Origin of the sequence: Pseudomonas sp. CFBP 13727, from assembly GCF_014841915.1 — a bacterium.
GTDB classification, from domain to species: Bacteria; Pseudomonadota; Gammaproteobacteria; order Pseudomonadales; family Pseudomonadaceae; genus Aquipseudomonas; species Aquipseudomonas baltica.
Window position 1 is genome coordinate 527,735 of record NZ_JACYUT010000002.1, and the last position, 23,918, is coordinate 551,652.

General features: G+C 66.7%; 4 protein-coding genes. 2 read left to right on the forward strand and 2 right to left on the reverse strand.

Features of this window, described 5'->3' with window-relative positions; translation table 11 throughout:
• Nucleotides 1–151 precede the first annotated feature (151 nt).
• The gene (locus tag IFT76_RS09920) at nt 152–2,029 is read left to right on the forward strand and encodes a propionyl-CoA synthetase (protein ID WP_192058165.1); all 1,878 of its coding nucleotides are present in this window, start codon (nt 152–154) and stop codon (nt 2,027–2,029) included.
• 11 nt (nt 2,030–2,040) lie between these two features.
• Here IFT76_RS09920 and zapE read toward each other — a convergent pair whose 3' ends face one another.
• Together zapE and IFT76_RS09930 are read right to left on the reverse strand one after the other, a co-directional pair.
• Nucleotides 2,041–3,138 carry a cell division protein ZapE gene (gene zapE / locus IFT76_RS09925; protein ID WP_446731099.1) on the reverse strand — a complete coding sequence of 366 codons (1,098 nt, stop codon included), beginning with the start codon at nt 3,136–3,138 and terminating at the stop codon, nt 2,041–2,043.
• 46 nt (nt 3,139–3,184) lie between these two features.
• Complete coding sequence (locus IFT76_RS09930) at nt 3,185–4,327, reverse strand: M14 family metallopeptidase (protein ID WP_342214347.1); 1,143 nt, start codon at nt 4,325–4,327, stop codon at nt 3,185–3,187.
• A gap of 603 nt (nt 4,328–4,930) precedes the next feature.
• Here IFT76_RS09930 and IFT76_RS09935 point away from each other — a divergent pair.
• Entirely contained in the window at nt 4,931–23,878 is an 18,948-nt protein-coding gene (locus tag IFT76_RS09935; RefSeq protein ID WP_192058168.1) for a BapA/Bap/LapF family large adhesin, read from the forward strand.
• The last annotated feature ends 40 nt before the right edge of the window (nt 23,879–23,918 follow it).

Sequence of the window (23,918 nt, forward strand, 5' to 3'; positions counted from 1 at the left end):
ACCGTCATCAAGGAAATCGCGGTGGCCATCATAGCGGTTCGTGCGCGCCACGCCACGTTCGACGTTCGACCTTGATCGGCTGGCAGCCCGGCCAACCCCAGCCATACTCAACGCTCGCCCTTCAATAACAACAATCCAGGGTTGGCTACCGATGAACTATGAGCAAGCGTACGAACGCTCCATTTCCGACCCTGCCGGTTTCTGGGCAGAACAGGCCCGCGCAGTCGCCTGGTCGCACCCGCCGCAGCAGGTGCTCGACGTACAGCCCGACGGCACCCATCGCTGGTTTGCCGATGGCCGTCTCAACACCAGCTATCTGTGCCTGGACCGGCAAGTGGCGCTGGGTCGCGGCGCACAGACTGCGCTGATCTACGACTCGCCGGTGACCGGCGTACAGCAACGCTTCACCTATCAGCAGCTGCTCGACCAGGTGGCGCGGCTGGCAGGCGTGCTCACCGGCCTGGGGGTGGCCAAGGGCGATGGCGTAGTGATCTACATGCCGATGGTGCCCGAGGCCGCCATGGCGATGCTGGCCTGCGCGCGGATCGGCGCAGTGCACTCGGTGGTGTTCGGCGGCTTCGCTGCCAATGAACTGGCGCTGCGCATCGACGACTGCCGGCCCAAATTGCTGCTCACCGCCTCGTGCGGTGTGGAATTCGACCGGGTGATTGCCTACAAGCCGCTGGTGGACAAGGCCATGGGCCTGGCTCGCCATGCTCCCGAACAGGTGCTGGTGCTGCAACGTCCGCAGGCTTTGGCGACACTGCAGGAGGGCCGCGACCTGGACTGGCAGGCACAGTTGGCCGACGCTGCGCCCGCGGCGGCCGTGGACATGGCCAGCGGCGATCCGCTGTACGTGATGTACACCTCCGGCACCACCGGCAAACCCAAGGGCATCGTGCGCGAAACCGGTGGTAACGCGGTGGCCCTGACCTTCGCCATGGGCGCCATCTACGGCATGCGCGCAGGCGATGTCTGGTGGGGAATTTCCGATGTCGGTTGGGTGGTTGGCCACTCGCTGATCGTCTACGGGCCGCTGATGTGCGGCTGTACCAGCGTGCTCTACGAGGGCAAGCCCATTCGTACGCCGGATGCCGGCAGCTATTGGCGCGTGGTCGAGCAGTATGGCGTCAACGCGCTGTTCTGCGCGCCCACTGCAATGCGTGCCATCCGCAAGGAAGACCCCGAGGGGTTGCTGCTGCGCGGTTACGACCTGAGTTCGCTGCGGCAGCTGTTCCTGGCCGGCGAGAAGCTCGACTCCAGCACCCATCGCTGGCTCGAAGCGCAAACCGGCAAGCCGGTTCACGATCACTGGTGGCAGACCGAGACGGGGTGGCCTGTGACCGCACCCTGCATGGGCCTGGAAGGCTCGGCCGTGCGGGTGGGCTCGAGCAACCGAGCGGTGCCGGGCTATCACGTTCAGGTACTGGATGAGCAAGGCGAGCTGATGGCGCCCGACGAGCAAGGCGCCATCGTCATCGCGCTGCCGTTGCCTCCCGGTTGCAGCCAGACCTTGTGGGGCGATCACCCGCGCTACCTGCAAAGCTACCTGGAGCGCTACCCCGGCTATTACCACACCGGCGACGGTGGCTATCTGGATGCCGACGGCTATGTCCACATCATGGGGCGCACCGACGATGTCATCAACGTCTCGGGCCATCGGCTGTCGACCGGTGAAATGGAAGACCTGGTGGCCCGGCATGCCGACGTGGCGGAATGCGCCGTCATCGGCGTCAGCGATGAGATCAAGGGCGAGGTGCCGCTGGCGCTGGTGGTGCTCAAGGACGGCAGCGCGGTGAGTCCGTCCGTGCTGCAGGCACAGTTGGTCGCGCAGGTACGCGAATCCATCGGGGCGCTGGCATGCCTGCAGCGGGTGCTGGTGGTCAAGCGCCTGCCCAAGACGCGTTCGGGGAAGATCCTGCGGGCGGTGCTGCGCAAGATCGCTGCGCAGGAGGTGTTCGTCGCACCTTCCACCATCGATGACCCGGCGATACTGGAGGAAATCGCCCAGGTGCTCGCTGCGCGCTAGGTGAGGACGAGCTACCGGCGCGGTGGCTCGCCCAGCATGATCAGTTGCCCCAATCGACTGCGTGTGCGCATCAGGTCGATGACCGACCCTGCCAGGCTCTCTGCCAGGGGCCGCTCGCTGACCAGTGTCAGCGTCTTGTCCTGGTCGTACAGCACGTCGATGAGGTTGATGAAGCGCTGCTGAACCGCGGTCGAACACTCGTCCAGCATCGGCAGATGGTCGATGCTCCAGTGCTGGAAGCGCCTGCACAGAGCCAGGTAATCAATGACAGCGGTCGGCTCCTCGCACAGGTCGGCGAAGTTGAAATGAATACGCTCGCCCGTGATCAGGCGGGCACGCAGCTCGCGGTGGCCGACGGTGAACGCCAGCGGTGCCAGGTCGGCGGGCGGCAATTGCAGCAGCGCACGCTGTGCCGGCGTGCCCGGCCATACGTAGTGACCGCGGGTGAAACACTGCTGTGCACCTGACTGGGCCAGGCTGCGGTAGTCGGTGGCGCCGCCGACTTCGAGCACCTGCATGCGCGCATTGATCAGTTCGATGACGGGCAAAAAGCGCTCGTGATAGAGCGGATTGGGCAGCAGGCCTTCCGGCGGGTAATTGGAGGTCACTACCAGGAGGATGCCGCGGTCGAACAGCGCCTTGAACAAGCGCGTGATCAGCATGGCGTCGCCGATGTCGTGCACGTGGAATTCGTCGAAACACAGCAGGCGGCAGTTATCGAGCAGTTCATCCAGGGTGCTGGCCAGCGGATCATCGGCCTGGCCGTGATGGAACATGCCCTGATGCAGCTTGGCGAAGAAATCATGGAAATGCAGGCGGCGTTTCTCATCCACAGGGGCGGCGCGGAACAGGCCGTCGAGCAGCCAGCTCTTGCCGCGCCCCACGGCCCCATACAGGTACAGACCCCTCGCCGGCGTGCCCTGCAGCAACGCGGGCATGCGCTCGGCCATGCTGTCGATGACCCGCGCCTGATCGGCGCCCAGCGTATAGCCCGCCTGCCGGGCGCGCTCGTCGAACCAGGCGCGCAGTGCGCCACCGGCGTGGCCAGTGTTGGCGCAGGGCTGGGCGTTGCATTCAGGTTTGAACAGACGCCTGTACAAGGCGAGCAGCGACGGCGGTGCGGTCAATCAGGGCGCTCCTTGAGCAACGTGGGGGTCAACGCAAGTTAGGCGCCATCTGCGCCAGCACGCTCAGCACATCGCCGCCCAGTCGCGCCGAGCGCTGGCCGTTCCAGCCGGTAAGCGCATCGGGAGCCGCATCGTGATCCTTGAACGGCATTTCCAGGGTCAGCGACAGGCAGTCGAATCGCTCGCCGACGCTGTTGCAGGCGAGAGTCATGTTGGCCTCGCCCGGCTTGTCGCGGGTGTAGCCGTGTACCGCCTGGAAATCCGCCGTATGATCACACAGCAGGTCGCGAAAGGTCTGCTCCAGCTGGGCGATGCGCGGTGTATAGCCGGGATTTCCCTCGCAGGCCGCGGTGAACACGTACGGGATTTCCTCATCGCCATGGGCGTCGATGAACAGGTCGACACCGTGCTTGTCCATCTGCTGCTGCACGAAGAACACCTCGGGGGTGTATTCGGCGCTGGAGTCTTGCCAGGCACGGTTGAGGTCGCGACCGCGGGCGTTGGTGCGCAGGTGGCCGTGGAAGGCGCCGTCGGGATTCATGTTCGGCACCAGGTACAGATCGGCCACCGCCAGCAGGGCCTGAATCTGCGGATCATTCGCCTGCAGACGATCAATCACGCCCTCCATGAACCACTGCGCCATGTGTTCGCCAGGGTGTTGCTGGGCGATCAGCCACAGCCGACGCTTGCCGGGCGCACCGTCGCCCTTGCGCAGCAACGGTATTTCCCGCCCCTCGCAGCTTTGCCCGACAGCCAGCAGTTGCAGGCCCGCCTGGGTGATCGCGCGATTGATCAGGGCGTCGTGCCGCTGCCGGCTGTAGGGCTCGAAATAGGCAAACCACATCTCGCTGCCCTGAGCGTCCAGACCGAACCGCAGTGCCTGGCCATCGAACGTACTGGGCACGCGGAACCAGGTCTGTTGGTCGCAGGACGCCACCGCGTGGTAGCCGTGCCAGGCATTGTTATAGGAAGACTGCGCAGCGTTCTGCAGCGTGAACTCGTAGCGTTGCCCGACCTGCAGCTCGGCAGCCTTGAAGTGAAACCACTGAAAGTGTGGGCTCTGCCGGTCCGGGCGAATCGCCAGTTGGATGTCGAGAGGGTCGCGTAGGTCGATCGCTTCGATGTTGCCGCTATCGAAGTCGGCGCTGATCAGCGGGGCTGGGCGGGTCACGGTAGGGTCCTGTGGGTGAGTTCTTGTACCGCCCACTGTACACCGAGCGCTGGGCCACTTCGCAACTAGCGCGCTGACTTCTGTCGTTGGTTTCATCAGCTCGGGCAAGGTTCATGACGAAGACTTCACTTGCGCACCCGCCATGTCCGCGTCGCCTCAATGCGTTGATGAGTGATGAATCGATTATCTATGCTTAGTTGTTGCGCAAACTAATATCGCACCACGGATTTTGTCCATCTCTTGTTCAATGATAGCAATGTGATATTCGAAAATTGTTATAAATCGTCAGCTCTTGAGTGCCATCACGTACTAGCCTAACCCATAGATGGCGCAGCGCCATAAAGCCTCAGTCAAGTTGAATGGATTTTAAAAGTCAATCTAAAACAAGCAGTTATAAGTTTAAGGTGGGCTCGTCATGGAAAGATGTCAATTGTTTATCGTTCAGCCGGGCTGTTACGGGTGAACCGACCCAGTGTGCAGTGCCCCGTCCGGGGCAAACATTAGAAGAGACCTTGAATCACTGGCCTCGGTTAGCGCCGAGTACGCGTGAAGTTGTTTGTGCAGTGCCCCGTAGTGCACTGCAAGAATCTGCTAGGAGTAGGTATGGACAGTATCGTTGTTGCTGCGAAGTCGGCGCAAAGCACCTCGGAAATCGCCTGGGGCAATATAAAGCTGTTGGATACCAGCCTGGTCAAACTGCCAGTGGATCCCAGCGATGTCGCTTCGGCCACGCGTTCCGGCAACAATCTGACCATCACCCTCAAATCCGGCGAGCAGATAACGCTCGGAGACTTCTTCAAGGTCGATGCGGCCGGGCAGCAGAGTGAATTGGTCTTCGAAGGCCAGGACGGTTTTCTCTGGCAGGCCAACTACGGTGAACCCTTCACCGGCTTTACCTTCTCCGAAGCCTCGACCGTGGACGAATTGCTGCTGGCCGGTGCGGCCGCCAGCGGTGCCACGCCTGGCTGGTTGCTCGCTGCGTTCGGCCTGGTAGGCGTAGGCGCCACCACGGCTGCAGTGGGCGGCGGAGGCGGTGGCGGCGGTGGTGGCGGCGGCGCGCCCGTACCGCCCGTGGAACCGGTACCGCCCGTTGATACGACGGCACCGGGCGCCCCGACCGGGCTCAGTTTCGCCGCCGATGGCAGCAGCGTTTCGGGCAGCGCCGAAAGCAATGCCTCGGTGATCATTCGCGATGCCCAAGGCAACGTGGTCGGCAGCGGAACCGTGGGTGCCGATGGCAATTTCCAGGTGGCGTTCCCCACGCCTCAGGCCAATGGTGAATCGCTGGAAGTGATCATCACCGACGGCTCGGGCAACAGTTCGGACCCGGTGGTCATCACCGCACCCGATATCACTGCGCCCGCAGCGCCCGGTGCACTGGCGCTCAGTCCCGATGGCAGCACCTTGACCGGTACCGGCGAGCCCGGCGCTACCGTCACCGTGACCACGGCCACCGGCGTGGTCCTGGGCTCGGCCGTGGTAGCGGCCGACGGCACGTTCAACCTGACCCTGACCCCGCCGCAGATCAACGGCGAAGCCTTGAGCGCCACGCAAACCGATGCAGCGGGCAACCAATCGCCCGCCGCAGGCCTGATTGCGCCTGACCTGACCCCTGGCCCTACTCCTGACCCAACGCCTGACCCAACCCCCGACACCACCGCTCCAAACGCGCCGACCGGCCTGGCCATCAGTGCCAATGGCAGCGTGCTGACCGGTCGCGGTGAGGCCGGCACGCTGGTCAATGTCACCGATGCGGCCGGTAACCTGATTGCCACCGGAACCGTGGATGCCAGCGGCAATTTCCGCGTCGATCTCAGTCCAGCACAGGCCAACGGGCAGGGCCTGGGCGTTACCCTGACCGACGCCTCAGGCAATGTTTCGTTGCCCGCCAACGTGCTGGCCCCGGACATCGAGGCCCCGTCTGCGCCGAGCAATTTGAGCATTGACGGCAGCGGTCTGGTGCTCAGCGGGCGCGCCGAGGCAGGCGCTACCGTGGCGGTGCGCGACGCCGCCGGTAACCTGCTCGGCACCGGTACGGCCAACGCCAGCGGCATCTTCCAGATCACCTTGAGCGCTGCTCAGATCGACGGCGAAACCCTCAGCGTGGTGGCCACCGACGCGGCGGGCAATGCGTCGCTGCCTGGCCAATTGCAGGTGCCGGACCTCAGCGTGTCCGAACCGATCACCGATTTCGTCGTCAGCGCCGATGGTTTCTCTTGCGGCGGCCGCGGCCAGGCGGGCGACACCGTGACCATCACCAACGCCGCTGGCGACGCCATCGGCAGCGCGGTGGTGAATGCGTTCGGCCGCTTTTTCATCCGTTTTGCACTGCGCCTCACCCCCAATGAACCGATCACTGCCACGCAGACCGACGAGAACGGTAACGTCACCTCCACGTTCAGCATGTTGGTGCCTGATGACATCGGCCCCGGCACCCCGGACAACCTCAACCTGAGCCAGGACGGGCTGACCCTGACAGGTACCGGCAATGCCGGCGATACCGTGCGTGTCTTTACCAGCCAGGGCGTGTTGCTGGGCAGCGCCATCGTCAACGTCGATGGCAGCTTCTCGATTACCCTTGGCCAGGCCCAGACCAATGGCGAGACGCTGACGCTCATCGCCACCGACTTCGATAACGAAGCCTCGGTGCCGGTGCCCTTCGTTGCGCCCGACAGCACAGCGCCAGCCGCCGTCGGCAACCTTGGTTTCAATGCCGATGGCACGACCCTGACCGGCATCGGCGAGCCTGGCGCCACCGTGACCGTGCGCAATGCCCAGGGCAACGTGGTAGGCACTGCTACGGTCAATGCCGCCGGCAATTTCGTTGTCAGCCTCTCCCCGGCCCAGGCCGATGGGCAAGTGCTCAGCGTCACCCAGACCGATGCGGCCGGCAATCCTTCGGTTGCGGTACCGGCGACGGCGCCGGACATCACCGCCGGCGTGGACCTCAGCGAAGTGGCTATCAGTGCTGACGGCAGCCTGGTGAGCGGTCGTGGCCAGCCGGGCGATACCGTCACCGTCACGGCAGCGAACGGGGCAGTGCTGGCCACCGGCGTGGTCGCGGCCGATGGCACCTTCAACCTTTCCCTGGCTGCGCCACAGACCAATGGCCAGGCGCTGCTCGTCGGTCAACAGGACGCCGCCGGCAATGCCTCGGCCAATGTCGGCCTGACCGCACCTGATCTGGAAGCACCGGTGGCGCCGAGCAACCTGGCCCTGAATGCCGGCGGTACCGTGCTCTCGGGCGTGGGCGAGGCCGGCACCACGGTGTCGGTGAAAAACGCGGCCGGCACGGTGCTGGGCACCGCCCTGGTCGCGGCCGACGGCACCTTCCAGGTCACCCTGTCGAGCGCTCAGGCCAATGGCCAGGCACTGACGTTGAGCGCCGTGGATACAGCCGGCAACACCTCGGCATCGGTTCCCTTCACCGCGCCGGACACCACCGCGCCGAATGCGGTCACCAACCTGTCGATCAGCGCCGACGGCCTGACCCTGACCGGGCGCGGCGAGCCGGGTGCCACGGTGACCATCAGCAATGCTGCAGGCGTGGTGATCGGCATCGCCACCGTCGGCGCCAACGGCAATTTCAGCACTGCGCTGGCACCGGCTGCCGTCGAAGGCGACCTGCTGAGCGCGGTGCAAGCCGATGCCGCCGCAAACGTTTCCACCCCGGTCTTCATCACTGCACCCGACGCGGTTGGTCCGGGCACGCCTGGCAATCTGGCATTGAGCAGCGACGGCCTGCAGCTGACCGGCACCGGCAGCGCCGGCAACACCGTCAACGTCTTCGGCCCGCAGGGCAATCTGCTGGGCATGGCCACCGTAGCCGCCAACGGCACGTTCGTCATTACCCTGACCCAACCCCAGACCAACGGTGAAGTGCTGTCGGTGATCGCCACCGATGCGCTGGGCGAAGCCTCGGTGCCGGTCGAAATCACCGCCCTCGATTCGACCGCGCCTGACCCGGTGAGCGGCGTCGCCATCAGTGCCAATGGCAGCACCGTGACCGGTAGCGGTGAAGCAGGTGCCAGCGTCATCGTGCGGGGCGCCAACGGTGCGGTGATCGGTACCGGCACCGTCGCCACCGACGGTACCTTCAGCGTCGCCTTGAACCCACCGCAACTGGATGCCCAACAGCTTCAGGTCGTCCAGACCGATGCGTCGGGCAACAGCGCCACCGCCGTCGACCTGACCGCGCCCGACCTGACCGCACCGGCCGCGCTCTCGCAATTGGCCGTGAGCAACGACGGCCTGACCCTGACCGGACGCGGCGAAGTCGGGGCCACCGTGACGGTGCTCGCGCCCAACGGCGTCGCGCTGGGCACGGCAACGGTGGGCAGCGACGGCTTGTTCAGCGTTACGCTCAACGCTGCCCAGACCAACGGCCAGAGCCTCAGCGTCAGCCAGAGCGACGCTGCCGGCAACCGCTCGCCCATCGCTCTTGCGCAAGCACCCGACACCGATGCGCCTGGCGCACCCGGTGCCTTGCAGCTCAACGGCAGCGGAACCGTATTGACCGGCCTGGGCGAGGCCGGTGCCACGGTGCGCGTGGTCGGTGCCAACGGCGTCGAGCTGGGCAATGCCGTGGTCGCGGCTAACGGTACGTTCCAGGTCAGCCTCTCTCCGGCCCAGGCCAACGGCCAGTTGCTGGAGGTCACCCAGACTGACGGCGCCGGCCAGACCTCGGTGCCGGTAGCGATCACCGCTGCCGATAGCACCGCTCCCGGTGCCTTGGCCAATGTGCTCCTGAGCCGTGATGGGCTGAGCGTGACCGGCACCGGTGAGAGCGGGGCCACGGTCACCGTTCGCGCGGCCAACGGCGCCGTCCTTGGCAGCGCCGTTGTGCGCAGCGATGGCACCTTTAGCGTTGGCCTGGCCAGCGCTCAGGTCAACGGCGAACGCCTGGGCGCCGCCCAGACCGACCCAAGCGGCAACGTGTCGCCGACCACCTTCGTCACCGCTGCCGATGTGACTGCGCCCGGCGCCCCGGCGGCCCTGGTGCTGGACGCCAGCGGGCTGGTGCTGACCGGTACCGGCGAGGCGGGCGCCACCGTGCGCATCACCAATGCACAAGGCACGCTGCTGGGCACCGGCACAGTGGCAGCCAATGGCACCTTCAGCATTACCTTGAGCGCGGCCCAGACCAATGGCCAGAGCCTCAAGGCCGTGGCCACCGATGCGGCCAGCAACAGCTCGGCGGCCAGCACCCTGGTCGCCGCCGACACCACCGCGCCGATTGCGGTCGGCAACCTGGCGATCAGCCCAAATGGCCTGACGCTGTCGGGCACCGGTGAAGTGGGCGCCAGTGTCGCCGTGCGGGCCGCCAACGGCGACCTGATCGGCACCGGCACCGTGGGTGCCAATGGTATTTTCGTCATTGCACTGAATCGTGCGGCGCTGCAGAGCGACGTCCTCAACGTGATCGAGACCGATGCGGCCGGCAATGCGTCGCCACCCGTGACTGTCAACGGGCCGGACGGCAACGAGCCGGCGGCCCCCGGCAACCTGGTGATCAGCCTCGATGGCGTGACGCTCACCGGTACTGCCTTGGCCGGCAACACCGTGACCGTCGTCGATGCGCAAGGCGCAGTACTCGGCTCGGCCGTGGTCAATGCCTCCGGCCAGTTCAGCCTGACCCTGTCGCCGGCGCAGAACAACGGCGAGCTGCTCAGCGTGCAGGCCAGCGACGGCGTGCGCGTGTCGGTGACGACCCTGCTCACGGCGCTGGACGTCACTCCACCCGATGCCCTCGACAACGTCCAGCTCAGCGCCAACGGCAGCACCTTGAGCGGTACGGGTGAGGTCGGTGCCACGGTCAACGTGCGCGGCGCCCAGGGCCAATTGCTCGGCACCGGCACGGTCGGCAGCGATGGCACCTTCAGCATCGCTTTCACCCCGGCACTGATCGACCGTCAGGTACTGACCGCCACCCAGACCGATCCGGGTGGCAATGTCTCGGCCGCGGTCAGCGTGACTGCTCCGGACTTCACCGCTCCGCTGGCTGCGTCGGGCTTGAGCCTGAACGCTTTGGGCACGGTACTCAGCGGTGTCGGCGAGGCGGGCACCACAGTCGCCGTGCGCGATGCGGCAGGCGTGATCATCGGCAACGGTAGCGTGGCCGCCAACGGCACGTTCCAGATCACCCTGACCACGGCGCAGCTGACCGGCACCACTTTGCAAGTGACGTTGACGGACGCGGCAGGCAACGTTTCGCCCTCGGCGGCGCTGCCTGTCGCCGACGTTACCGCACCGGGCGTGGTGACTGGCCTGCAGCTCAATGTGGCGGGCACGCTGCTGACCGGCAAGGGTGAAGTGGGCGCGACGGTCAGCGTGACCGCAGCCAATGGCGCGGTGCTTGGCAGCGCCGTCGTCGGTGCAACCGGCAGCTTCGTTGTCAATCTGGTACCTGCGCAAGCCAATGGCGAGGTGCTCGATGTGCAGCAGGTGGACGCTGCGGGCAACCTGTCGCTGCCGGTGGCGCTGGTCGCCGCCGACGTGACCGCGCCCATCGCTTTGAACACCGTTGCCATCAGCGCCAACGGCGCGGTCGTCACCGGTGTGGGTGAAGCGGGGGCGACCGTGCGGGTATTGACCAGTGCCGGTGGCGAACTGGGCATTGCGACGGTCGGCGCCGATGGGCGCTTCTCGGTCACTCTGAGCACGCCGCAGATCAATCTGCAGTCGCTCACCGTGACCCAGGCCGATGCCGCCGGCAACCTGTCGGCCAACGTCAACCTGACTGCGCCTGACCTGCAGGCGCCGAGCGCGCCCACCAACGTCGTGCTGACCGCGCAAGGCTCGGCCGTCACCGGCCAGGCCGAGCCCGGCACGGTGGTGTCGGTGGTGGTCAGTGACGCCCAGGGCAATGTGCTGGGCAATGCGACCGTCGCCGCCAACGGCACTTTCCAGGTCAACCTGAACACGCCGCAGACCAATGGCCAGACGCTGCTGGTGACCTCCACCGATGCCGCCGGCAACGTGTCCACCTCGATCACCGTCATTGCCGCCGACTTGACTGCACCCAACCAGGCCACCGATCTTGCGGTCAATCCCGCGGGTACCCTGCTGGCCGGCAAAGGCGAAGTCGGTGCCACGGTTACCGTGTTCGATGCCCAAGGCGCGCAGATCGGTACCGGCACTGTCGGGCCGACTGGCAGCTTTCTCGTCACCCTGACACCCGTCGCACAGAACGCCGTGCTGAGCGTGACGCTCACCGACCGTTTCGACAATGTTTCGCTGCCCGCCAGCGTGACGGTGCCCGACGCCAACGGGCCCGATCAACCTACCGCGCTGGTGCTCAGCGCCGACGGCCTGCGCCTGAGCGGGATTGCCGACGCGGGCAATACCATCACCGTGCGCGGCTCTACTGGCGTGCTGGGCACCACCACGGTCAATGCCGATGGTACGTTCCAGCTGACCTTGAGCGCGGCGCAGACCAATGGCGAACAACTGGATGTCGTGGCCAGCAGCGGTGGCTTCAATTCGCTGCCCGGCCAGCTTACCGCCATCGACAGCACAGCTCCGGCGCTGACCAATGTCGTCATCAGCAATGACGGCAGCCTGATCACCGGGCGCGGCGAAGCAGGCGCCACGGTCACCGTACTCAACCCGGCCGGCGTGGCGATTGCCACGGCCATCGTCGGTATCAGCGGGCAGTTCAGTGTGACGCTGACGCCGCCGCAGATAGATGCGCAGCGCTTGCAGGTCAACCAGGTCGACGGGGCAGGCAACAGTTCGGTGCCGGCCACTGTGACCGCACCGGACCTGACCCTGCCCGGCAGCGTGCTGCAGCCGCTGGTAAGCGCCGATGGCCTGGTGGTCAGCGGGCGTGGCGAAGCAGGTGCCACGGTTACCGTGTTCGCCAGCAATGGCTTGGTGCTGGGCACCGGCGTGGTCGATGCAAATGGTCTGTTCAGCGTCAACCTGAATCAAGCCCAGAACAATGGCCAGACCCTTACCCTGTCGCAACGCGACCTAGCCGGCAACGAGTCGGCAGTGGTCAGCGTGCAGGCAGGCGATAGCCTGGCTCCGTTGGCGCCCGCTGCGCTGGTACTCGACAGCACCGGGTCGTCGCTCAGTGGTACCGGCGAGATCGGTGCAACCGTTCAAATCAGAAATGCCAACGGCGACCTCGTCGGCAGTGGCGTGGTAGGCGCCAATGGCCGCTTCCAGATCAGCCTGGACACGCCGCAGGTAGCCGGGCAACTGTTGGCCGTCACGCAGAGCGATGCGGCGGGCAACACCTCGCCAGCCACACCGCTGAGCGCCCCGGACACCACCGCGCCGACCGCGCTGCTCAACGTCGTGCTCAGCAACGACGGACGGCTGGTCAGCGGTACGGGTGAGGCGGGAGCCAATGTGACCGTGCGCAGTGCCGCCGGTGTGTCGTTGGGCAGCACTGTAGTGGCCGCGGACGGCAGCTTCACTGTCATTTTGAGCAGTCCGCAACTCAATGGTCAGACGTTGTCGCTGGTGCAGGTCGACGCCGCCAGCAACGTCTCGCCCACCTTCAGCCTGCAGGCAGCCGACATCACCGCCCCGGCAGTGCCGACCGGGCTGTCGCTGAGCCTGGCGGGTACGCTGCTTTCGGGTGTCACCGAGGCAGGTGCTACCGTCAGCATCACCGGAGCCCAGGGCCAGGTCATCGGCAGCGGCGTTGCCGGCAGCGATGGCACCTTCGCCATCACCCTGGCGTCTGCCCAGGCCAATGGCCAGGCCCTGCGCGTCACGGCTACCGATGCCGCAGGCAATACCTCGGCGCCGGCCACCCTGCTGGCAGCCGACATCACCCCACCGGTAGCGGTCAGCAATCTAGTGGTCAGCGCCGACGGCACCTTGCTCAGCGGCTCGGGCGAGGCCAACGCCACCGTGCGCATCACCGCCGCCAACGGCGATTTGCTCGGCACCGGCACGGTGAATGCGGGCGGCACTTTCCTGATTACCTTGAACCGGCCCGCCATCCTCAGCGACGTGCTGACCGTGATCGAAACCGATGCCGCAGGCAACCCCTCGCTGCCGGCGCAGGTCAACGGCCCGGATGGCGGTGCTCCGATCACTCCGGCCAATCTGCTGCTGACACTGGAAGGCGCGATCCTGACCGGCACCGGTTCGGCGGGGGCGCTCATTCGTGTCACCAGTACCACGGGTGTGCTGCTGGGCAGCGGTACGGTCAATGCGTTGGGTACGTTCAGCATCCTGCTCGATGCCCCGCAACGCAACGGCGAAGTGCTGAGCGTGCAGGCGAGTGACGCGATTGGTCGTATCTCGATTCCGGTGTCGCTGACTGCCGGAGACACCACTGCGCCCGACCTGCTTGCCAACGTCCAGCTCAGCGCCAACGGCGCGCTGGTTACCGGCAACGGCGAGGCAGGCGCGCAAGTCACCGTGCGCAACGCGCTGAACCAGTCTGTCGGCACCGCCACGGTGGCCACGGACGGCACCTTCACGATCAACCTGGTGCCGGCCCAGACCAACCTGCAGGTGCTCACCGTGACCCAGGCCGATGCGGCCGGCAACCTGTCGCTGGGCGTGACCCTGATCGCGCCTGACCTGACCGCGCCCGCAGCACCGGTCGCGCTGGTGCTCAACGATGTCGGCACAGTGTTGACCGGCGCCGGCGAGGCGGGTGCCAACGTGGTGGTGCGCAACGCCCTGGGCGTCCAGGTCGGTACCGGCACCGTGAACGCCAACGGCACGTTCCAGATCACCCTGGACGCGCCGCAGATCGACGGCGGTACCCTGAGGGTCACCCTCGGCGACAGCGCGGGCAATCTGTCCGTGGTGGGCAGTGTGGTTGGCCGCGACACCCTTGCACCGGTGGCGGTGGTGGCGCCTGCCATCAACGCCGGCGGCAGCCTGATCACCGGGCGCGGCGAAGCCGGTGCGACCGTCACCGTCACCAGCGTCGCCGGCACCGTGCTCGGCTCGGCCGTGGTGGCCGCCAATGGCACGTTCAGCCTGGTGCTCGATCCTCCCCAGGCCAACGGCCAGCTTCTGGACGTGCTGCAGACCGACGCGGCCGGCAACGCCTCGGTGCCGGTTGCGCTGCAGGCGCCGGACATTACCCCGCCCACCGCGCTCAGCGAAGTGCTCATCAGCGCCGATGGCCTGGTGGTGACCGGTCGCGGCGAGGCCGGTGCTTCGGTTCGCGTACTGCTCGGCAACACCGAACTGGGCCGCGCCGACGTCAACGCCAGCGGTCAGTTCACCATCACGCTGAACAATCCTCAGGTGAACCTGCAGCAGCTCACTGTCAGCCAGGTCGATGCCGCCGGCAACTTCTCTGCCAACGTCACGCTGAGCGCACCGGACCTGCAGGCGCCGGCAGCGCCGACCGATGTCGTGCTCACGCCGCAGGGCGGGGCGGTGATCGGCAAGGCAGAACCCGGCAGCGTGGTCTCGGTCGTGGTCAGTGACGCCCAAGGCAATGTGCTGGGCACAGCCACGGTCGCGGCCAACGGCACCTTCCAGGTCGACCTGGCGTTTCCGCAAACCAACGGCCAGACGCTGCTGGTCACGTCGACCGATGCCGCCGGCAACACATCGACCAGCATCACCGTGATCGCCGCCGACCTCACCGCGCCCGATGCGCCCACTGCTCTGGGTGTCAGCCTCGATGGTCTGACCGTGGTCGGCCAGGGCGAAATCGGCAGCACTGCCACCGTGCGTGCCGTCAATGGCGACGTGCTCGGCACCGCAGCGGTCGGTCCGAATGGTATTTTCACCGTCGTGCTGCTGCGCGCCGCCAGCGAAAACGAGGTGCTCAACGTCACCTTGACCGATGCGGCCCGCAACGTGTCGACGGCAACCGTCGTGGTCGCCCCGGATGTCAACGGTCCCGATCAACCCACGGCGCTGCTGCTGGGCGGCAACGGCCTGACCCTCAGCGGGCAGGGCGATGTCGGCAACACCATTACCGTGCGCAGCGTGACGGGCGTGGTACTGGGCACGGCAGTGGTGGACGCCACGGGCAATTTCCAGGTCGCACTGAACGTAGCCCAGACCAATGGCGAAACGCTCGAAGTCATTGCCACCAGCGGCGCACTGGTATCGCTGCCTGCGCTGATCACGGTAGCCGACACCACGCCGCCCGGCCTGATCAGCAACCTGCTGGTCAGCCTTGACGGCACGCAGGTCACCGGGCGCGGCGAGGCCGGCTCGATCGTGACCATTCGGGGCCCCGACAACGCCGTGCTGGGCACGGCGACGGTCGGCGTCACGGGCGCCTTTACCGTGTCGCTGAACGTCGCGCAGACCAATGGTCAGGTGCTCAGTGCCGTGCAGGTGGACGGCGGCAACAACCCATCCACAGCCGTGACCGTGGTTGCTCGCGACAGCACGCTGCCCGACGCTCCAGCAGCGGTGCTCAATCCTGCCGGTACCCTGGTGACCGGCACCGCCGAACCCGGCACGCGGGTCACGGTCATCGTCAGCGATGCTCAAGGCAATGTGCTGGGCACTGCCACGGTGGCAGCCGATGGCAGCTACGAGGTCGACCTGGGCACCGCGCAGGCCAACGGCCAGACCTTGCTGGTAACCTCCACCGATGCCGCCGGCAATGTGTCCGCCAGCACCACGCTGTTGGCGCTGGACACGACCCCGCCTGCGCCGGTCACCGCGCTGGTGATCAGCCCGAATGGCGATCTGCTGGCTGGCCGCGGCGAGCCGGCTGCCGAGGTGACCGTGCGCGACGCGGGCGGCACCGTGATCGGTATCGGCGTGGTCGGTGCCACGGGCAGCTTCCTCATCACCCTCACTGCCCCCGTCGCCCCGGGGGACGTGCTCACCGTTGTACAAGAAGATGCCGTGGGCAACGCCTCGGACGACGTGGACATTACCGCACCCGACGGCACCGGTCCGGACCAACCCAGCGCGCTGCTGCTCAGTGGCAACGGCCTGCAGCTGAGCGGTCTGGCCGATGCTGGCAATACCGTGACCGTACGCAGTGCCACCGGCGTGGTGCTGGGCACCGCAGTGGCCGATGGCAACGGTGCTTTCACGGTCACGCTGTCGAGCCCGCAGCTCAACGGCGAACAGCTGGAAGTGGTTGCCAACCTCGGTGCGCTGGTCTCGGTGCCTGCGCAGGTGCAGGCCCTCGACCTGACCGCGCCGGGCGCAGTGACCGATCTGCTGGCCAGTGCCGATGGCACTCAGCTGACCGGTCGCGGCGAAGTGGGCGCCACCGTTACCGTGCTCGCGCCCGACGGTACTGCGCTGGGCAGCGTCGTCATCGGCGTTACCGGCACCTTCACCGTACCGTTCGCGGTCGCGCAGCTGGGCGGCGGCAATCTCGCCGTATCGCAGACCGACGCGGCCGGCAACCTTTCGCCGACGGCCTTGGTGCCTGCGGTGGACAGCACACCGCCCGTGGCACCTACCGCCGCCGTCGACCTCAGCGGTGGGGCAGTGGTGGGTGTTGCGGAACCGGGCACCGTGGTCACGGTGATCGTCAGCGATGCTCAGGGCAATGTGCTGGGGACCGCCACGGTCGCCCCCAACGGCAGCTACGAAGTGGTTCTGGGGGCGGCGCAGACCAATGGCCAGACCTTGCTGGTCACCTCCACCGATGCGGCGGGCAACGTCTCGTCGACCACTCTGGTGGTCGCGCCCGACACCACGGTGCCGAACCCGGTCACCGACCTTGTGGTCAGCGCCGACGGTGCGCTGTTGACCGGCAAGGGCGAAATCGGCGCACAGGTCACCGTACTCGGCGTGGGTGGTGTCGCGGTCGGCACGGCCACGGTCGATGGCAACGGCAATTTCACCGTGACGCTCGATCCGATCTCCGGCGACCGCACCTTGCTCAGCGTCACCCAGGCCGACCCGGCCGGCAACGTTTCGACCGTCGCCACCGTCACCACACCGGACACCAATGGCCCGGATGTACCGACCGCACTGGTGCTCAGCACCGATGGCCTGCAGTTGGTGGGCCAAGGTGATGTCGGCAACCTGATCACCGTGCGCAACCTGCAAGGGACCGTCCTGGGTACCGCGACCGTCGATGGCAGCGGCGTCTTCCAGGTGCAGCTTTCTGCTGCCCAGCTCAATGGCGAGATCCTCCAGGTCACGGCCGCCGACGGCGCGCTGACCTCGCTGCCGGCGCAACTGACAGCGCCGGATGTGACCGCTCCCAGCAACCTTGGCGCACTGTCGGTCAGCCTCGACGGCACGGTCCTGACCGGGCGCGGCGAAGCTGGTGCAACCGTGGTGATCACTGGCCCTGGCAACGTAGTGCTGGGCACCGCCGTGGTCGCAGTGACAGGGGTGTTCGTCGCCAACCTGGCCACGCCACAACTCAACGGCCAGGCCTTGAGCGTGGTGCAGACCGACCTGGCCGGCAACGCTTCGCTGCCCCTCGTCACGCTTGCCGGCGACCGTACGCCACCCGCAGCGCCGGCCGATCTGGCGGTCATCAACCAGGGCCTGGTGCTGACCGGCACGGGCGAACCGGGTGCAGTGGTTACGGTCACCAGCGCTCAGAACGTCGTTCTGGGCACCGCCACGGTCCTGCTCGATGGCAGCTTCCAGGTGGTGTTGAGCCAGGCGCAGGTCAACGGCCAGGCCCTGGGCGTGACCCTGACCGATGCCGCGGGCAACGTGTCGGTGCCGGGCGCCGTTCTGGCGGGCGACACCACCGCACCGGTGCCTTTGACCAATATCGCCATCAGCAATGACGGCGCATTGACCAGCCTGTTGACCGGCAAGGGCGAGCCCGGTGCCGTGGTCAGCGTGACCCGGCTGGACGGTACCGTACTGGGCAACGGCCCGGTATCGGCGGCGGGCAATTTCAGCGTCACTCTGACGCCAGCGGTGATCACCGGCGAGCTTCTGAACCTGATGCAGACCGATGCCGCAGGCAATGTCTCGCCAATCGCGACGATCAATTCGCCGGACACCACTGCACCCGAATTGCTGACCCAGGTTGCAATCAACCTCACCACCGGTGCCACTGTCACCGGCCGGGGAGAGCCTGGCGCCACGGTGACCGTGCGCGACGCCGCCGGTGTAGTCCTGGGCAGCGCCCAGGTGGCAGCCGACAACAGCTTCGTTGTGACCTTGTCGCCGGCGCAGATCAACAATCAGCCGCTGACCGTGGCTCAGACGGATGTGTCCGGCAACGTGGGTGCAGGCACCCCGATCTTCGCTCCGGACCTGACCCCACCGGCTGCGCCGACGCAACTGCTGCTCAATGCCAGCGGTACCGTGCTCAGTGGCGTGGGCGAAGCCAATGCCACGGTGCTGGTGAAGAACGCGGCAGGCGTGACCCTGGGCACGGCGACCACCGTAGCGGCCGATGGTACCTTCCAGGTGACGTTGCCGGCGCAGCTCAACGGTCAGTCGCTGGTGGTGACGCTGACCGACGCGGCTGGCAATGTCTCGGGCCCCGGCAGCCTGCTGGCCGGCGACACCACGCCTCCGGCGGCGCCGACCATTCTGGCGCTGAACGCGACTGGCACGCTGCTCACCGGTACCGGCGAGCCCGGTGCGCAGTTGATCATCCGCAACAACCTCAATGTGTCGGTGGGCACCGGCACGGTCAACGCCGATGGCACCTACAGCGTCACGCTCAGCGTGGCGCAGATCAACGGTGAAGTGCTCAGCGTCCGCCAGGTCGATGCCGCCGGCAACGCCTCCGCTGCGGTCACCATTACTGCCAGCGATCTCCAGGCTCCGACCGCACTGGTCAACCTGGCGGTATCGACCAACGGCCTGCAACTGACCGGTAGCGGCGAAGCGCTTGCGCGCATCGTGGTCAAGAACGTGCTGGGTGTGCAGATTGGCGCGGCGACTGCCGATGTCGACGGTAATTTCACCGTCAACCTGGCCACTGCTCAGCTCAACGGCCAGGTGCTTGTCGTGACCCAGGCCGACGTGGCTGGCAACGTCTCGCTGCCGTTCAACTTTGCCGTACCGGATGTCACCGCGCCACTGGCATTGACCCTGACGGCGGTCAGCGCCGACGGTCATATCGTCACCGGGCGTGGCGAAGCCGGCGCGACGGTGACCGTCACCGGTCCGCTGAACGCGACACTGGGCACCGCCGTGGTGGCCGCGGACGGCACTTTCAACGTGACCCTGAGCACCCCGCAGACCAACTTCGAAGCCTTGCTGCTGGTCCAGCGCGACGCTGCGGGGAACACCTCTGCCGGGGTCACCGTCAACGCCCCTGACCTGACCCCTCCGGCGCTGCCGACAGGGTTGGGCCTGAGCGCCAACGGCCTGCTGTTCAACGGCACGGCTGAGGCGGGCGCGAGGGTGTTCGTGAGCAACGCGCAGGGCGCGGCGTTGGGCAACGTGCTGGTCGGCGCCAATGGCACCTTCAGCGTGCCGCTGAGCCTGGCACAACTCAATGGCGGGACGCTGGAGGTGTACGCGCAGGATGCCGCTGGCAACAAATCCGCGCTGGCACGTTTGACCGTTCCAGATATCACCCCTCCGAGCCTGGCCACGCAACTGGTGGTGAATGCCGCTGGCACCGTGCTCACCGGCAAGGGCGAGGCCGGGGCGACCGTGACTGTCGGGTTGCTGGTCGGGCAGACCCCTGTGGTGCTTGGCACGGCTGTGGTCGACGTCAATGGCAACTTCCAGGTGCCGCTGCTGCCGGCTGCCCTCGGTGGTCAGCTGTTGACCGTGATCCAGACCGATGCGGCGGGCAATCCTTCGGCTATCGCCTCGTTGAACATTCCTGTGGAGCTGCCACCGGCCGCGCCGCAGGTCAGCACCATCACCAGCAACGGCGTGACCCTGACCGGCACCACCGAGGCGGGCACTACCGTTGTGGTGCGCAACGCCGCCGGGACCGTGCTCGGCACCGGTGTCACCACCGGTACGACCTTTACCGTGACGCTCAATCCACCCCAGGCCAACGGCCAGGTGCTCGAACTGCACGCCACCAAAGGCGCGCTCACGTCGATCGCGACCTTCTACACCTCGGTCGACAGCACCGCGCCAGTGCCCATCACCGCACTGGACGTCAACGGTACCGGAACGCTGGTCACCGGCCGAGGCGAGGTAGGCGCCACCGTGCGGGTCACCAATGCCGCCGGCGTGGTGGTAGGCACTGGTGTGGTCGGTTTGAACGGCAGCTTCGCCGTGGTACTGCCAGTGGCCCAGGCCAACGGCGGTACCCTGACGGCGGTGCAGGTGGATGCCGCGCAGAACGTGTCCACGGCGGTCAGCATCGCCGCGCCCGATATCATCGCACCCGTGGCACCGGTGATCACCGGCCTGAGCAATGCCGGGCAGACCCTCAGCGGTACCGGTGAAGCCGGTGCCATCGCCACGGTCTACAACGCTGCGGGGGTTGCCATCGGCACGGCCACCGTGCTGCCCAATGGCACCTTCGCGGTCACGTTGAGCAGCCCGCAACTCAATGGCCAACTGCTCAGCGTCAAGCTGGCCGATGCCGCCGGCAATGTGTCGGTGGGCACGCCGTTCCTGGCACTCGACACCACCCCACCGACGGCGCTGGTCAACGTTGCGCTGGCCACCAATGGCAGCAGCGTGAGCGGGCAGGGCGAGGCCGGCGCGCGGGTGACCGTCAGCGTCGGCGGCGTGGCATTGGGCAACGCCGTGGTCGATGCCAGCGGCAACTTCAGCGTCGGTCTCAGCGCCGCGCAGCTCAATGGTCAGCAACTGACCGTGGTGCAGACCGACGCCGCCGGGCTGACGTCGCCGATCACTACACTCACGGCCCGTGATGCCACCGCGCCGAACGCACCGACCGCGCTGTTGCTGGTCGGCGGCGTGAGCCTGAGCGGCGTCGGCGAAGCCAACAGCACCGTCAAGGTCTACGGGGCCAACAACGCTCTGCTGGCCGAGGGGCCGGTGAACGCGCTGGGTCTGTTCACGGTGACACTGGCTGCGCCGCAGCTCAACGGAGGCGCGCTGCGCGTGACCCTCACCGATGCGGCCGGCAACGTGTCCGCAGCGGGCCAACTGGGTGTGGCCGACACCACGCCACCGGCTGCGCCAACCGCCACTATCAGTGCCAGCGGCACAGTGGTGTCGGGCACCGGCGAGGCGGGGGCCACGGTCACCGTGCGCAGTGGCGCCAGCGTGCTGGGCACGGCGCTGGTCGCCGCCAACGGCACCTACAGCGTTACCCTCAATGCCGCGCAGATCAACAGCCAGGTGCTGACCGTCAGCCAGGCCGATGCCGCCGCCAACGTTTCGCCAACGGCCACCACCACCGCGCCGGACCTGACCCCGCCGAACCTGGCCACCGGGCTGGTAGTGGCGGGCGATGGTCTGACCCTGCGCGGGACCGGCGAGCCGGGCGCCACGGTCAGCGTCAAGGCTGCCAACGGCGTCGTGCTCAACGTGGCGCCGGTCACCGTGGGGGCTGATGGCACCTTCACCGTGGCCCTGAACGCCGCGCAGATCAACGGCGAGCGCCTAAGTGTCACGCTCACCGACGGGCGCGGCAACGTCAGCGGCGGCGCGGCCGTGGCGGCACCGGACATCGACGTCAACGAACCGGTGATCGCCTCCAACAACCTGGCAACCGCTACGGTCAACATCACGCCGGTCACGGTGGCCAGCGAGTACACCAACACCAGCGTCAGCCTGCTGCTGGGCCAGGTGAAGGCGTTCGGTTTCACGGTGGCTGCCGGTACCGTGACCGACCCGTTGATCACGGTGACCAACAACGCCTTGCTCGGTGTGCTGCCAGCGTCGGCCTTCGCTCTGGAGGTGCAGAACGCCGCCGGCAACTGGGTAACCCTGGCCAACAGCACGACCAATCCGCAGTTGCTCAATCTGATCGGGCTGGGGACTAACCAGGTGCAGGCCGACATAGGCTTGCTGCAAGCCGGCAACTATCGGTTGACGGTCGCCAGCAGTCTGGTTTCGCTGCTCGACAGCCTGACCACGCAGATCCAGTTCGTGACCACCAGCCTGACCCAGTTCACCGGAACCCCGGCGCCATTGGACGGCAACGTCATCACCGATCCCGGTGTGAACGGCCTGGCTGACCGCACCGGGCCAGACAACGGTGCGGTGCTCCAGGTACTCAAGAACGGCACCTACGTGACGGCCGGTGCGGGCACCATAGTGCAGGGCCTGTACGGCCAACTGACCATCGACAGTACCGGCAAGTACACCTACAACCCGAGCGGGGCGGTCGCCAGCGTGGGCAAGGTCGAAGACTTCCAGTACCAGTTGGTGCACCCCAATGGCTTGAGCTCGACGGCCCATCTGTACGTGCGCATCGACAGCGCCAACGTCAACGAGGTGTGGAACCCCAACAACCTGGCCGCCAACGCCACGCTGGTGGATGCCATCAATGACACCGCAGCGAGTGCCTTGAGCCTGGTCGGCCAGTTCACCGACACCACGGCCACGATCGGTCGCTATGACAGCAGCTTGCTCGGCGGTCGCGGCGAGTTCACGTTCACCGTGGCGCCGAACACCTTGAGCGACCTGACCTTGTCGGTCACCGGCAGCGGCCTGTCGCTGCTGTCGCCGGTCAACTTCGTGCTGTCCAAGCTGCAGGCCAACGGCACCTATGTTCAGGTAGGGTCCTATTCGGGTGCCAACCTGATCGCGATCGGCAGCGCCGGCCTGGGTGTGCGCGTCGAGGACCAGACTGCCGGCACCTACCGCCTGGTCGTCACCAACGGTGGCCTGGGAGTGGCATCGAGCTACACCGCAGCGGTACGTCAGGAGGCGACGTCCACCAGCACCTTCGTGGTCGGCAGCGCCACCACGGCGGTGGGCAACCTGCTGACCGGGGCGGGCGCCGATGTACTGGGTTCCTCGTACACCTCGCTCAGCGTGCTGAGTGCCGGGGCGTTCGTTCTGCCCGGAGTCAATGGCGTCACCATTGCCGGTGCCCATGGCGCGCTGCTGGTCAATGCCGATGGCAGCTATGCCTATACACCGACCTTGAACCAGGGCAGCGCCGTGATTGGCCAGACCGACGTGTTCACCTATCAACTCAACCACCCCACCGGAGCCAGTGATACCGCCACCCTGACCATCAACCTCAACAACGCTGCCGCGCCGGCCACTTTCGCGCGCCTGGCGTCGTTCGCCAGTGACGACACCAGCGCCGATCACGCTGCCGTTGCCGGCAGTGACCGGCACGACCCGCAAGGCACTTCAGGCGATGATCTGCTCGATGGCGCCCAGGGCGGGGCGCTGACCCTGCACGGTCACGACGGCAACGACACCATCGTCATCTACGACCAGACGTTCGCCTCGGTCGACGGCGGTGCCGGGACCGATACGTTGAAGTGGAGCGGCGGCGATGCCGACATCGACCTGAGCAACCTGGCAGCACGCATCAACAACATCGAGGTCATCGACCTGAACCAGTCCAGCAAGGTCAATCTGACCTTGAGCTTGAGCGACCTGCTGTCGGTCACCGACGCCAGCACCGACAAGCTACTGATCCTGGGCGACAGCCACGACACCGTGCACATGACCGGCGCAACCTGGGCGCCGGGCGCCACACAGACGGACAACGGCGTGCAGTACAACGTCTACACTCCCCAGGAGGACCCCTCGCACCATCTGTGGGTCCAGAGCGGTATCAGTGTCGTCTGATACCCGCTACCAGCGTCGGGCCTGCGGGCCCGGCGTCGCG

Coding starts and splice junctions, on each gene's coding strand:
- IFT76_RS09920 (WP_192058165.1), top strand. CDS start 152: ATGAACTATGAGCAAGCGTACGAACGCTCCATTTCCGACCCTGCCGGT.
- IFT76_RS09935 (WP_192058168.1), top strand. CDS start 4,931: ATGGACAGTATCGTTGTTGCTGCGAAGTCGGCGCAAAGCACCTCGGAA.